This is a genomic window from Psychroserpens damuponensis (assembly GCF_000826655.1).
Lineage (GTDB): Bacteria > Bacteroidota > Bacteroidia > Flavobacteriales > Flavobacteriaceae > Psychroserpens > Psychroserpens damuponensis.
Genome location: NZ_JXJO01000017.1, coordinates 103,856 through 118,994, shown reverse-complemented (window position 1 = coordinate 118,994; position 15,139 = coordinate 103,856). Strand labels below are relative to the sequence as shown.

Annotated in this window: 9 protein-coding genes; all 9 read left to right on the top strand. The window is 34.3% G+C overall.

Annotation, left to right across the window (positions count from 1 at the left end):
- The first annotated feature begins 28 nt into the window (after positions 1-28).
- Positions 29-1,414, top strand: a complete 1,386-nt coding sequence (locus TD29_RS09295; protein ID WP_040280690.1) for an MFS transporter — start codon at positions 29-31, stop codon at positions 1,412-1,414.
- A complete protein-coding gene (gene pgmB / locus TD29_RS09290; protein ID WP_040280277.1) occupies positions 1,407-2,087 on the top strand; it encodes a beta-phosphoglucomutase in 681 nt (226 codons plus the stop codon). The genes TD29_RS09295 and pgmB overlap by 8 nt, the downstream gene beginning before the upstream one ends.
- A gap of 30 nt (positions 2,088-2,117) precedes the next feature.
- On the top strand, positions 2,118-4,424 hold the full coding sequence (locus tag TD29_RS09285) for a glycoside hydrolase family 65 protein (protein WP_040280276.1): 2,307 nt from the start codon (positions 2,118-2,120) through the stop codon (positions 4,422-4,424).
- Between the two features lie 106 nt (positions 4,425-4,530).
- Positions 4,531-6,480 carry a glycoside hydrolase family 13 protein gene (locus TD29_RS09280; protein ID WP_040280274.1) on the top strand — a complete coding sequence of 650 codons (1,950 nt, stop codon included), beginning with the start codon at positions 4,531-4,533 and terminating at the stop codon, positions 6,478-6,480.
- A gap of 46 nt (positions 6,481-6,526) precedes the next feature.
- Positions 6,527-8,914, top strand: a complete 2,388-nt coding sequence (locus tag TD29_RS09275) for a TIM-barrel domain-containing protein (RefSeq protein WP_040280272.1) — start codon at positions 6,527-6,529, stop codon at positions 8,912-8,914.
- Between the two features lie 62 nt (positions 8,915-8,976).
- Positions 8,977-10,860 carry an alpha-amylase family glycosyl hydrolase gene (locus TD29_RS09270; RefSeq protein ID WP_040280271.1) on the top strand — a complete coding sequence of 628 codons (1,884 nt, stop codon included), beginning with the start codon at positions 8,977-8,979 and terminating at the stop codon, positions 10,858-10,860.
- Position 10,861: 1 nt separating this feature from the next.
- Positions 10,862-12,523 (top strand): alpha-amylase family glycosyl hydrolase, encoded by a 1,662-nt coding sequence (locus TD29_RS09265; RefSeq protein WP_040280270.1) that lies wholly within the window; start codon positions 10,862-10,864, stop codon positions 12,521-12,523.
- 48 nt (positions 12,524-12,571) lie between these two features.
- The gene (locus TD29_RS09260) at positions 12,572-14,689 is read left to right on the top strand and encodes a glycoside hydrolase family 97 protein (RefSeq protein ID WP_040280269.1); all 2,118 of its coding nucleotides are present in this window, start codon (positions 12,572-12,574) and stop codon (positions 14,687-14,689) included.
- Positions 14,690-14,693: 4 nt separating this feature from the next.
- Positions 14,694-15,122, top strand: a complete 429-nt coding sequence (locus TD29_RS09255) for a hypothetical protein (protein ID WP_040280268.1) — start codon at positions 14,694-14,696, stop codon at positions 15,120-15,122.
- The last annotated feature ends 17 nt before the right edge of the window (positions 15,123-15,139 follow it).

The following is a 15,139-nucleotide window of genomic DNA, read 5'->3' as shown; positions in this document are numbered from 1 at the left end:
CAATAGTATTAATTTAAATATACTAATGATGAAAAAGCGCGTTTTAGGTTTTTGGGAAATTTGGAACATGAGTTTCGGTTTCTTAGGAATCCAATTTGGTTTCGCACTACAAGGAGGCTTTATGTCTCGAATATTTCAAACACTTGGAGCAGAAAAGGATGCTATTCCGTTATTATGGATTGCTGCACCTTTAACAGGTTTACTCGTTCAGCCAATTATTGGGTATATGAGTGATAGAACTTGGCACTCCAAATTAGGTCGAAGGCGACCTTACTTTTTAATAGGAGCTATTTTAAGTTCTTTAGCCTTATTTTTTGTTCCTTACTCACCAGCATTATGGATTGCTGCTGGATTTTTATGGGTTTTAGATGCATCTATCAATGTATCTATGGAACCATTTAGAGCGTTAGTTGCAGATAAATTAACAGAGTCTCAACGCACTTACGGGTTTGTGGTACAAACTTTAATTATTGGTATTGGTACATGGGTAGCAAGTAATTTGCCATGGATGGTGTCGCAATTTGGAGTAAGTGATTCTGCAGACTCTGGAGTTATTACAGATTCTGTTAAAATTGCATTTGCAATTGGAGCATTTGTCTTTTTACTAAGCATTTTATACACGATTTTTACAACTTCGGAATATCCTCCAGAAGATATGGAAGAATTTGAACGTGAGAAAGCGAGAAAAAATCAATTCATTCCAGATATTTTAAACAATATTGGAAACATGCCTCTTACCATGAAAAAGTTAGGCGTTATTCAATTCTTTTCTTGGTTTGCTTTTTTTACTATGTGGAGTTTAGCAAACCCAGCGTTAACAGAGCATGTTTTTAATACACCAGCTCCAGTGCAATCGGCATATGATATGACGATTCCAGCACAAGCAGAGGCCTTTAATTTAGTAAATACGGCATTTCAAAAATCATCAAATTTGGTTGGGTCTGCTATGGGAATATACGGTTTGTCATCTATGGCATTTGCACTATTACTAGTGCTGTATACTTCAAAGAAAAATATAAACAGAAAGTACGTTCATATGTTTTCTTTAATATTAGGTGGCTTAGGTTTTATACTCATGTATTATACGTCACCAGAACATTTAAAATGGTGTTTTGTGTTAATTGGTATTTCTTGGGGAAGTATTCTCTCTATGCCTTATGCGATGCTATCAAGCTCAGTTGATCCAAATAAAATGGGCATGTTCATGGGTGTTTTCAATATGTTCATAGTTATTCCACAAATAATAGCTGCTTTAGGAGGTATTAATTTTGTTTCAGGACTTCTTGGCGAAGAAGCAATCAATGCCATGACCGTTGCAGGAATTAGTTTAATAGTAGCAGGACTGTGTAATCTTTTAATAACAAACAAACAAGCAATTTCTTATCAACCAGAATTAACTCAAACCAATGACTAAAAAAGGATTCATTTTCGATTTAGATGGTGTTATCGTAGATACCGCAAAATATCATTTCCTAGCATGGAGAAAACTAGCCAAAGGTGTTGGTGTAGATTTTACTGAAATTCAAAACGAACAATTGAAAGGCGTTAGCAGGCAAAAATCGCTTGAAAAAATTCTAGAATGGGGAAACAAGACGCTTCCTGAAGAAGACTTTAATAGGCTCATGGCTCTCAAAAACGAGGATTATTTAACTCACGTTGAAAACATGAAGGAAGATGAAATTCTACCAGATGTGCCTAAAGTATTAAACTATTTAATTAGTAAAGAGCAACCTTTAGCATTGGGATCTGCAAGTAAAAATGCACATACTATTTTAGATAAAGTTAATCTTCTTGAAAAGTTTAATGCAATCGTTGATGGAAATGGTGTTAAAATAGGAAAACCAAACCCAGAAGTGTTTTTAAATGCTGCTAAATTATTAACCGTTAATCCTAAGGATTGCATCGTTTTTGAAGATGCAGTTGCAGGAGTAAAAGCAGCCAATGCTGCTAACATGATTTCTATAGGTATAGGAGAACAATCAGTGTTAAACGAAGCAGATTATGTGTTCAGTGATTTTACTGAAATTTCTCTAGAGTTTCTAGACGACATCATGTCAAATAAAATAACCAAACAAAACAATCACTAATTTATCAATTGATAAATAATACAGAGATATATGAATCATAATTATATCAAACCAGATAACTGGTCAATCATAGAAGAAGGATTTGATGCCAAACGTGTGAAATCTTCAGAGAGCTTAATGAGTATTGGTAATGGAGCCATGGGACAACGTGCTAATTTTGAAGAGCATTACTCAGGCGAAACCTTTCAAGGTAGCTATGTTGCAGGTGTTTATTATCCAGATAAAACGAGAGTTGGTTGGTGGAAAAATGGCTATCCAGAATACTTCGCAAAAGTACTAAACGCTCCAAATTGGATTGGGATTAACGTCACCATTAACGGTGAGCAATTAGATTTAGCTAAGTGTGAAAAAGTAGAACATTTCCGAAGAGAACTCAACATGAAAGAAGGTTGGCTCTCTAGAAGTTTTACAGCAACACTTCAAAATTTTATAGAAATTAAAGTTGAAACTAAGCGTTTTTTAAGCTTAGAAATTGATGAAGTTGGCGCTATAGAATATAATGTGACTCCTTTAAATAATGATGCGCAAATAGATTTTATACCATATTTAGATAATGGTATTACAAATGAAGATTCTAATTGGGATGATAAATTTTGGGATGTATTGAGCGTAAACCATGACGATGATCAAGCGTTTATTGTTTCAAAAACAATGAAAACACATTTTTATGTGTGTACATCTATGCAAACGCAAGTGTCATTAAATGGTAAAGCATTAAAGCAAGACAAGGTTGTTAGTGATGCTATTGATAAAATTGAGTTTACATATAAAAACCAAGTCTCTAAAGGCGATACCATCACAATGACAAAATTTGGTGGTTATACTGCAGATAGAAACCATGATAAAAATGAATTAATTACTGCAGCAAAAAAGACATTAAAAACAGTATCTCAAATGGGATTTGATGGCTTGCTAGAAACTCAAAAAGAGGCTTGGGCTAAAATTTGGGATATGGCAGATATTTCTATCGATGGAGATGTCGCAGCACAACAAGGAATTCGTTTTAATATTTTTCATTTAAATCAGACTTACCTCGGAAAAGATACACGCTTAAATATTGGTCCGAAGGGATTCACAGGTGAAAAATATGGAGGAAGTACCTATTGGGATACCGAAGCCTATTGCATTCCGTTTTATATGGCTACCAAAGATCAAAACGTTGCAAAAAGCTTATTAGAATATCGTTATAACCATTTAGATAAAGCCATTGAGAATGCTCAAAAATTAGGATTCACTAATGGTGCAGCGTTGTATCCAATGGTTACTATGAACGGTGAAGAGTGTCATAACGAATGGGAAATTACCTTTGAAGAAATTCATAGAAATGGAGCCATTGCATTTGCTATTTTTAATTACTACAGATATACAGGAGATTATAGTTACATCCCAGAAAAAGGACTTGAGGTACTTATTGGTATTGCGAGATTCTGGCATCAACGTGCTACATTTTCTACAGCTAAAAACAAATATGTAATATTAGGTGTTACAGGTCCTAATGAGTATGAAAATAATGTAAATAACAACTGGTACACAAATTATATTGCACAATGGTGTATCCAGTACGCTTTAGAAACTATCGAGAAAGTTAAAGAAGGTTTTAATGACGATTACACTCGAGTAAAAGGTAAAACTCAAATTACAGATAGTGAATTGGATCAATGGAAAGCCGTTGCAGATAACATGTATTTTCCATTTTCCGAAGAAAAAAATGTTTACCTACAACAAGATGGTTTCTTAGATAAAGAGTTAATTACGGTTGCAGATTTACCTAAGGCTAGCAGGCCAATTAATCAAAAATGGTCTTGGGATCGTATTTTGCGTTCGCCATACATCAAGCAAGCCGATATTTTACAAGGCATGTACTTTTTTGAAGATGATTTTTCTACGGAAGAGTTAGAGCGTCATTTTGATTTTTACGAACCATTTACAGTTCATGAAAGCTCATTGTCACCTTGTGTACATAGTATTCAAGCTGCAAAATTAGGTCGTATGGAACAAGCCTATGAGTTTTACTTACGTACCTCTAGATTAGATTTAGATGATTATAATCATGAAGTAGAAGAAGGATTACATATCACATCTATGGCAGGAACTTGGATGAGTATTGTAGAAGGTTTTGGTGGTATGCGTGTTACAAATGATATGCTGTCTTTTGAACCCAAAATTCCTAACGAATGGGATTCTTACTCTTTTAAAATCAATTTTAGAAATCAAATTTTGAAAGTTAATGTCACTAAAAACGGAACAAAATTCCAATTAGATGGAGACCATCAAATCGATATTATGGTTAAAGGTGAAAAAGTGACTATTAGTCCAAATAATCTTGTAACCGTTTAATACATATTAATAGCCAACAGGGTTTATTAACCTTGTTGGTGTTCTTAAATTTTAAACTGTTCTAGCCTAAACTATTTAAGAGCTAGACAACTAAAAAACTATTATAATGAAAGGCCTCAGTTATATATTTTTCTCATTTATACTAGTTTTAAGTGTGTCTTGTAATCACAAAACACCAAACAAAACTGCAGAGCAACCCACAACAGCTAAGTTGTTAGATCAAAACGATATAGATCGTATTGAGCCACCAAATTGGTGGACAGGTTTAAAAAACGACCAACTCCAATTATTGGTACATCATAAAAACATTGGCAATTACGAAGCCACTATCAATTATCAAGGAGTGAAAATTGATACAGTCACCAAAGCCGATAAAAGTAATAACTACCTATTTATAGATCTTATTATTTCAAAACAGGCACAAGCAGGTCAATTTAATATCACCTTTAAAAATAGTGAAGGTGATGAGCTTATTGATGTGTATGAGCTTAAAAATCGAATTAAACCAGCTGAAGATTACATAGGTTTTAACAGTAGCGATGCTATATATTTAATCACACCAGATCGTTTTGCTAATGCAAATCCTGATAATGATACCTTCAAAAATTTAAATGAGAAAACAATTGATCGCTCTAACAATTACGCACGTCATGGAGGCGATATTCAAGGAATGACCAATCATTTAGATTATATTCATGATCTAGGTTTTACGGCAATTTGGCCACAACCTTTATTAACTAATAATATGAATCGAGGCTCATATCACGGTTATGCTATTACAGATTTGTATCAAATAGATCCACGTTTTGGGACTCTAGAACAATACAAAGAATTGTCTCAAAAAGCCAAAGATAAAAACATGAAACTTATCATGGATCAAGTGGCTAATCATTGCGGTTTAGAGCATTGGTGGATGCAAGATTTACCTTTTAACGATTGGGTAAATTACCAAGAAAACTATGAAAAAAATATAGAAAATTGGAGTAATGAGTTTACAATAAACTCAAATCACAGGCGAACATCAAATCAAGATATCTATGCATCACAACATGATAAAGATGGTCACGGTCAAGGTTGGTTTGTAGCATCCATGCCAGATTTAAATCAACGTAATCCATTTATGGCGAAATATATTATCCAAAATAGTATTTGGTGGATAGAGACTGCGCAGTTAGATGGTATACGTCAAGACACATATCCTTATCCAGATAAAGATTTTATGAGTGATTGGGCAGGAGCGATTATGACCGAGTATCCAAATTTTAATATTGTAGGTGAGGAGTGGAGTTATAACCCGCTGTTAATAGGCTATTGGCAAGATGGCGCAAATAATAAAGATGGTTACGATTCTAATTTAAAATCTACTATGGATTTTGCTATGCAAGCCAATGTTGTTAATGCACTAAATGAAGAAGAATCTTGGGACAAAGGCCTCGTGAAAATCTATGAAGGGTTGGCAAATGATTTTTATTATGCAAACCCAAAAAGCATTTTGATTTTTGAAGGCAATCATGATATGAGTCGTATTTTTACACAACTTAAAGGAGATATCGATAACACAAAAATGGCAGTGGCAACGTATGCAATGATGCCTAGAATTTTACAAATGTATTATGGTACAGAAATTTTAATGAACGACTTTGATAAGCCAGGAGATCACGGCTTAGTACGAACAGATTATCCAGGAGGATGGAGTGGAGATACCAAAAATGCATTTACAGGTGATGGATTGTCTTCTAATGAGAAAGACATGCAAACCTTTATAAGCAAACTATTAAATTATAGAAAAAATAGTAAAGCTATTCACGATGGTAAAACCATTCATTTTGCACCTTTTATGGGGACCTATTTTATGTTTAGAGAATTTGAAGATGAAACTGTGGTTATGATTTTGAATAAAAATGATGAACCTATCACTCTAGATCTAAAACGTTATGCCGAAATTGGACTTAATGGGAAATCATTGACAAACATTATAACTGGTGAGAATTTACTGTGGAATGATTCCATTAAATTGAATAGAAAAGGAGTTATAATATTAAGCACTAAAATATAATAGCACGTCATTCTAAACTTGTTCCAGAATCACACAACAAACAAAAATGAAATATAATTTATCATACATAGTACTGTTTTTAACAATTTCGCTAACTGCTCAAAATGCAGATAGAGCATACGTTAGTGCCCAAAAAACAGATAACGGAATAGAAATTAAGGTGAGCGATGGTTTATATAATATCAAATTTTTTACTTCGGAAATCGTCGAGACCACATTTATTCCAACTGGAGAAACAGCATTAAGTGATTCTCATGCAGTCATTTTAGAACCAAATTTTTCAAGTTTTAAAATTTCCGAAGAAGAGCAAAGTATAAAACTAAAATCTAATGGTTTAGATGTTCAAATTACTAAAGTTCCATTTCAAATCTCATACCATTATAAAAGTAAGCCTATAATCTCAGAAAAAGCAGGCTACATCAAAAACGATAGTTTAGAAACCATCCAATTTAATCTCGATAAAGACGAGGTTTTATATGGAGGAGGTGCAAGAGCACTAGGAATGAATCGTCGTGGCAACCGTTTGCAGCTGTACAATAGAGCACATTATGGTTATGAGACACGAGCTGAGCTAATGAACTTTACATTACCAATCGTTATGTCGTCAAATCAATACATGGTTCATTTTGATAATGCGCCAATTGGGTTTTTAGATTTAGACAGTCAAGGCGATAATACCTTAAAATATGAAACCATTTCTGGTCGCAAAACCTACCAAGTTATTGTTGGTGATTCATGGTATGATATTGTAGATAATTATACAGATTTAACAGGTAAACAACCACTATTACCACGATGGGCTTTGGGGAATTTTTCGAGTCGTTTTGGTTATCATTCTCAAAAGGAAGTTATTCAAACTATTGACAAATTTAGAGAAGAAGAGATTCCTGTAGATGCTATAATTCTAGATTTATATTGGTTTGGAAAAGAGGTAAAAGGCACGATGGGAAATCTGGAATTTGATCGTGATTCGTTCCCAAATCCTGAGCAAATGATCAAGGGTTTAAAATCTAGAAATGTAGAGACTATATTAATCACAGAGCCTTTTATGTTAACAACTTCAAACCGATGGGATGAGGCTGTACGAGAAAATATTTTAGCAAAAGACTCGTTAGGTAACCCTTTTGTTTATGATTTTTACTTCGGAAATACGGGTTTAATTGACATTTATAGTAATGATGGAAACCTTTGGTTTAAAAACGTATATAAAGACTTATCAAAATTAGGTGTCAATGGGTTTTGGGGAGATTTAGGAGAACCAGAAGTGCATCCAAGTGAATTAATTCATGCTACAGGTACAGCCGACGAAGTTCATAACATTTACGGTCACGATTGGGCAAAATTAGTGTACGACACAAGTTTAGAAACTCATCCTAATAAGCGTCCATTTATTCTCATGAGAGCAGGATATTCTGGGTCGCAGCGTTATGGTTTAGTGCCTTGGTCTGGAGATGTTAATAGAACTTGGGGAGGACTACAAAGCCAACCAGAAATTGCACTTCAAATGGGTATGCAAGGTTTAGGGTATATGCACAGTGATCTTGGTGGTTTTGCAGGAGATAATCTCGATGATGAGTTATATGCAAGATGGTTACAATATGGCGTGTTTCAGCCAATATATCGTCCGCATGCTCAAGAAGGAGTAGCGAGCGAACCCGTTTATAGAAGTGATAAAGCAAAAGCATTGGCAAAAGAAGCCATTGAATTACGTTATAGGTTGTTACCATATAATTATAATTTAATGTTTGAGAACAACCAAACAGGTACACCTTTAATGAGACCATTATTTTTTGAGGAACCAGATAATCCCTATTTATTTAATTACTCTGAAGCTTACCTCTGGGGAAATGATTTCTTAGTAGCACCAGTTTTAAAAGCAGGACAAATTACTAAGGAAGTCTATTTTCCGAAGCACTCCAACTGGTTTGATTTTTATTCTACTAAATCCTTCAAAGGAGGTAGTACAATTAGCTATGAGCTAGAAAAAAATAGCATACCAACTTTTGTAAGAGGTGGTGCTTTTATAACGATGTCAAAGACGGTTAACTCTACTAAAATTTATAATAGTCAAGATTTGGTGCTACATTATATCTATGATGCCTCTGTCAAAGAGAGTCATCAAGAACTTTATAACGATGATGGTGATTCCGTTGATGCTTTTGTAAATGGTAACTATGAGATTTTAGTGTTTGATGCGGAGCTTAAAAAGAGACAAATTGAGATAGAAATAAGTGCTCAAATTGGTGCTAATTATGGTAGTAATACAAAATCAATGATGTTAGTAATTCATAATATGGTAAGTAAACCAAAGCAAATTAAAGTAGATGGAAAAAAGGTAGAAGGCGATTACAGTAGTAAAAAAGAAACTATGAAATTGATGTTAGATTGGAGTACAACCAATAGCAAAACGATTAAAATAAAACTAGAAAAATAATCACTTGTCAGTTCGATTTAGTGACGTATGAGCGACGAGACATCTCATAATATTAAGAACCAATGAAAATAAAATATTACTTTTTAATAGCGCTAGTATTACTAAGCTTCACTGCTTGTAAAAACGATAAAAAAGAAATGGAAGATTCGCTTAAACCTACAATAGAATTAAAGAAAAAAGAAGTCGTATATCAAGTATTTACGAGACTTTTTGGAAATACCAACACCAACAACAAACCTTGGGGAACTTTAGACGACAATGGAGTTGGAAAATTTAGTGATTTCAATGATAAAGCACTTAGAGAAATTAAAGATTTAGGCGTAACACATATTTGGTATACAGGTGTGCCACACCATGATGTAATTACAGATTATACCAAATACGGGATTTCAAATGATGATCCAGATATTGTAAAAGGTCGCGCAGGTTCACCTTACGCTGTAAAAGATTATTATAATGTTAATCCAGATTTGGCAGATAATGTTACGAATCGTTTACAAGAGTTTGAAGCGTTGATTGAACGTTCTCACAACGCAGGACTAAAAGTGATCATTGATATAGTACCAAATCACGTTGCTAGAAATTATCAAAGTTTATCTAACCCTGAAGGTGCTTCAGATTTTGGTGCAGAAGATAATAAAACTGTAGTTTACGATGTGAATAATAACTTCTATTACAATCCAGGTGAGGCCTTCAAAGTTCCACAATGGAAACATGACTACCAACCTTTAGGTGGTGAAAAAAATCCATTAGCAGATAGTAAATTTGAGGAAAATCCAGCAAAATGGACAGGAAATGGATCACGAGCTTCTCAACCAGATATGAATGATTGGTACGAAACTGTAAAAGTAAATTATGGAGTGTCTCCAGATGGTAGAAAAGATTTTAATGAACTACCAGAAGGTTTTGAGAATGAAGATTACAAAAAACACTTTGAGTTTTGGAGTGATAAAAGCGTCCCAAGTTCATGGATAAAATTTAAAGATATCGCTTTGTATTGGACCAAAAAAGGTGTTGATGGTTTTAGATATGACATGGCAGAAATGGTGCCAGTAGAGTTTTGGAGTTACATGAATTCTCATGTTAAAATGCAAAATCCAGACGCCTTTTTGTTAGCTGAGGTATATAACCCTAGCCTATACAGAGCGTATATTAAAAAAGGAAAAATGGACTATCTCTATGATAAAGTTCAACTATATGATACCATTAAAAACGTGATGCAAGGTCGTGGGAGTACAAATCATATTCCGCCAATTCAAGACGATTTGAGAGATATTGAACATCACATGCTTCACTTTTTAGAAAATCATGATGAGCAAAGAATAGCAAGTCCAGATTTTGCAGGGAATGCTCAAAAAGGCAAACCAGCAATGGTCGTATCTACAACAATTAGTACAGCACCTACGATGGTGTATTTCGGGCAAGAATTTGGTGAACCAGGAGCAGAAGATTTAGGCTTTGGAGACCCAACACGAACCTCTATTTTTGACTATGGTAGTGTACCAAGTGTTGTACGATGGGTAAACGACAAGAAATTTGATGGAGGCCAGTCTACTCAAGAAGAAAAAGAACTCAGAGATTTCTATAAGCGTTTATTAAACTTTACAATTAATAGCGCTGCTCTAGGTGGAAATTATGCCGATATTCATGCGTTTAATCATCAACATACAGAGTGGTACAACGATAAAGTATTATCATTTGTGCGTTGGAGTGATGACGAAAAATTAATAATCATATCTAACTTTGATGCCAATGATTCGTTTGGTTTCGAGTTACAATTACCTTCAGAAATCATTAAAACTTGGAGCCTTGAGTCTGGAGCATATCAATTTGAAGATCAGCTTTATAATAATTACAAGGCTACGTTAAAAGTTGATGGAGATAAAGCAGCTATTCGTATTGATATAAAACCTTTAGAGTCTTTTATTTTAAAACTTAAAAACTAGGATGAAACATACTATTTTCATATTGCTCTTAGCCAGTTGTATTTTTTCTTGTGGACAACAACAAAATGATGGCACTAAAACAGCGCAACCAGAAACACCTTTTGTTTGGGAAGGTGCAAACTTTTACTTTTTATTAACCGACCGTTTTAATAATGGCGATACCTCAAATGATATCAATTTCAATCGTATAAAGAAACCAGGAAAATTAAGAGGTTTTCAAGGAGGCGATTTAAAAGGAGTAACTCAAAAAATTGAAGAAGGTTATTTTACAGATCTTGGTGTAAATGCCATTTGGATGACTCCAATTGTAGAGCAAATTCATGATGGTACAGATGAAGGTACAGGATTAAGCTATGCCTTTCACGGTTACTGGGCAAAAGATTGGACAACATTAGACCCAAATTTTGGTACAAAAGCCGATTTAAAAAACTTAGTAGAAGCAGCGCATAAAAAAAACATAAGAGTATTATTAGATGCAGTGGTAAATCATACAGGACCTGTTACAGATGAGGATCCTGTTTGGCCAGAAAGCTGGGTAAGAACAGAGCCACAATGTTCGTATGATACTTATGAAAACACAGTTTCATGTACGCTTGTTGAAAATCTTCCTGATATTAAAACAGAAAGTGATGCTGCTGTAGAATTGCCACCAGCACTCGTTTCGAAATGGAAAGCCGAAGGTCGTTATGACGATGAGGTGGCTGAGTTAGACGTGTTTTTTGAAAAAACAGGATACCCAAGAGCACCACGTTTTTACATCATGAAATGGTTGTCAGACTATATTACAGATTATGGCATAGATGGCTATAGAGTAGATACCGTAAAACATACAGAGGAATATGTATGGCAAGAATTTAAAACCATTTGCGATGATGCCTTTTCAAATTTTAAAACACAAAACCCAGATAAAGTGTTAGATGACAACGACTTTTACCTTGTTGGAGAAGTATATAACTATGGTATAAGTGCAGGGAAAGCATTTGATTTTGGAGATAAAAAAGTTAATTATTTTGATAAAGCTTTTAATAGCCTTATTAATTTTGAACTCAAGTGGAATGTTGCTCAACAAACCAAAGAAGAAGTGTTTAGTCGTTATTCAGATACTTTGAGTACCAACATGAAAGGTTATGGTGTGCTCAATTATTTAAGTTCTCATGATGATGGCCAACCGTTTGATCCAACTCGTCAAAAACCTTATGAAACTGCTAACATGTTATTGTTATCACCTGGAGCCTCTCAAATTTATTATGGTGATGAATCGGCTAGAAGTCTCGTTATAGATGGTACAAAAGGAGATGCAACTTTACGCTCAAACATGAATTGGGATGCCATAAAAAATAATGATAGTACTCAGCGAATTTTGGCGCACTGGCAAAAATTAGGTCAGTTTAGAAACAACCATCCAGCAGTTGGAGCAGGTACGCATCACATGATCACCGAAACTCCATATGTGTTTTCTAGATCTTATACCCACGGAAATTTTAAAGACTTGGTCGTTGTTGCTATGGATTTAAAGGAATATATAAAGACCTTAAGCGTAAAAAACGTTTTTGAAGATGGCACAGTGCTTCATGACGCGTATTCTAATCAAGATGTTACGGTTAAAAATGGTAACATAGAATTAGAATCTGAATTCGATATTGTCCTATTAGAAAAAAAATAAATTATAAATCACTACACGCGTCGTTATGACGTTTTAATAACCCATTTTATGAAAACATACCTATTATTTTTATCTGTATTACTCTTAGTTTCCTGTAGCTCCTCTGAAGAGAAAAGAGTGTTTAATGCAGTATCTCCAAACGGAACAATTGTCGTTGATTTTAATGTTTCCGAAGAAGGGAAACCTTATTATCTCGTTATGAATAATAAAAATGTGATTATTGACACATCGTATCTAGGATTTGAATTGAAAGATGCACCCAATTTTGATAAAAATTTTATTATTAAAAAATCACTCACAGAAACGCATATCGAAACTTGGCATATGCCTTGGGGAGAACAAGATTCGGTTAAAAATAATTATAAAGAGTTAAAGGTGTTTCTTCAAGAAAAGGAAACGCCAAAACGGTTTTTAAATATTGTTTTTAGAGTATATGATGATGGTGTTGGATTTAGATATGAATTTCCAAAACAAGCACGTTTATCTACTGTAGAAATTTTAGAAGAACATACCCAATTTAACCTTACACAAGATTATAATACATTTTGGATTCCTGGTGATTGGGATATTTATGAGCACTTATATTTAACCACTAAAGTTTCAGAAATTGATGCTTTAAAATATGCACGTCATGTAGATTTGGCACAAACTCATATTCCTGAAAATGCAGTAAATACTCCTGTAACTATGGTTGGGAACGATGGTACGCATCTAAGTTTTCATGAAGCTGCTCTTGTGGATTACTCTGGAATGACCTTAAAAGTAGATACAGAAAATTTAAACCTAGAAAGTCACCTTGTAGGATCTAGAAATACAGATTATAAGGTGAAACGAAGTGTGCCTTTTAATACACCTTGGCGAACCATACAAATTGCTAATAATGCGCCAGATTTAATTGCTTCTAATTTGATAGTAAACCTAAACGAGCCTAATAAATTAGGAGATGTATCGTGGTTTAAACCTATGAAATATACAGGTGTTTGGTGGGAAATGCATTTAGGAAAATCATCTTGGGATTATGGTATGGAAATGAAAGATGGTGTATGGACTGATACTGGAAAAGCGCATGGACGACATGGAGCTACAACTGAGAATGTGAAAAACTTTATTGATTTTTCTGCAAAAAACAATATTGGTGGTGTTTTAGTTGAAGGTTGGAATACAGGTTGGGAACGTTGGATTGGTTTTGAAGATCGAGAAGGTGTTTTTGATTTTGTAACCACATATCCTGATTATGATATAGATGAAGTGGTGCGCTACGGAAAAGAGAAGGGTGTTGACATAATTATGCATCATGAAACATCGGCTGCCACAGAAACCTATGAAAAACAGCAAGATACTGCGTATGCATTAATGCAGAAATATGGAATGCATGCCGTGAAATCGGGTTATGTTGGTAAAATCCTTCCTAAGGGAGAATATCACCATGGGCAATATATGGTAAATCAATATAACAATGCCGCTATTAAAGCTGCTACATATGAGGTTGCTGTAAATGCGCATGAACCTATTAAAGCAACTGGATTACGACGCACATATCCAAACATTATTTCTAGAGAAGGTCTTCGCGGACAAGAGTTTAATGCTTGGGCTGCAGATGGAGGGAATCCTCCAGAGCATTTGCCAATTGTAGCATTTACTAGGATGCTTGCAGGACCAATAGATTATACACCTGGAATTTTCAATATAAAATTTGATGAGTATAAAAAGAATAACCAAGTAAATACAACTTTGGCTCAGCAGTTAGCTTTATATGTTGTGATTTATAGCCCAGTGCAAATGGCTGCAGATCTAGTAGAACATTATGAGGCAAATCCAGAACCATTACAGTTTATAAAAGATGTTGGTGTAGATTGGGAACAAACTAAAGTGTTAAATGGAGAAGTTGGTGATTATGTGACTATTGCGAGAAAAGAACGTCAAACAGGGAACTGGTTTTTAGGAAGTATTACAGATGAAAATGCTAGAGAGTTACCAATTAGTTTTGATTTTCTTGATGATAACCAAGCTTATGAAGCTATCATTTATAAAGATGGTGAAAATGCCCACTGGAATGATAATCCGTTAGACTTAGTTAAAGAAAAAATAACAATAACTAAAAATACGAATTTAACTTTAAACCTTGCAGAAGGTGGAGGTTGTGCAATTAGTATAATTAAAAAGTAATGTTATGAAAACCCTCATTTTATTTGTGTTGATGTTGATTTCTGCAGTGTCGTTCTCTCAGGTTGGAATTGGAACCACGACACCACAGAGTACATTAGATATTAATGGAAGCCTATCTGTAAAACATATAGAGCTTCCTGTGCCTCCATCAACATCTACAGCTGCACAAAATATCACTGATGGAGTTTATTTTTCATTAAACCCTAGAGTTCAAGATCAAATATTTAATTTGCCAGATCCAACCATGTATCCAGGTCGAATTTACATTCTTAGAAATATCAATAACACATTAACTGCAAGATTAACGACAACCTCAGGATTATTATTTCCTAAAGGAACCACCTCAGGTGTAACCGATGTTTATATGTATGAAAATAATAGTAGAACAATGCTTATCATTAGTGATGGATCGAACTGGAATTTTATAGATTAGTTACAGCTAATTGATGT

Excerpts from the sequence above, each read along its gene's own strand:
- TD29_RS09280 (WP_040280274.1), top strand. The coding sequence starts at position 4,531 with ATGAAAGGCCTCAGTTATATATTTTTCTCATTTATACTAGTTTTAAGT.
- pgmB (WP_040280277.1), top strand. The coding sequence starts at position 1,407 with ATGACTAAAAAAGGATTCATTTTCGATTTAGATGGTGTTATCGTAGAT.
- TD29_RS09260 (WP_040280269.1), top strand. The coding sequence starts at position 12,572 with ATGAAAACATACCTATTATTTTTATCTGTATTACTCTTAGTTTCCTGT.
- TD29_RS09275 (WP_040280272.1), top strand. The coding sequence starts at position 6,527 with ATGAAATATAATTTATCATACATAGTACTGTTTTTAACAATTTCGCTA.
- TD29_RS09265 (WP_040280270.1), top strand. The coding sequence starts at position 10,862 with ATGAAACATACTATTTTCATATTGCTCTTAGCCAGTTGTATTTTTTCT.
- TD29_RS09295 (WP_040280690.1), top strand. The coding sequence starts at position 29 with ATGAAAAAGCGCGTTTTAGGTTTTTGGGAAATTTGGAACATGAGTTTC.
- TD29_RS09255 (WP_040280268.1), top strand. The coding sequence starts at position 14,694 with ATGAAAACCCTCATTTTATTTGTGTTGATGTTGATTTCTGCAGTGTCG.
- TD29_RS09285 (WP_040280276.1), top strand. The coding sequence starts at position 2,118 with ATGAATCATAATTATATCAAACCAGATAACTGGTCAATCATAGAAGAA.
- TD29_RS09270 (WP_040280271.1), top strand. The coding sequence starts at position 8,977 with ATGAAAATAAAATATTACTTTTTAATAGCGCTAGTATTACTAAGCTTC.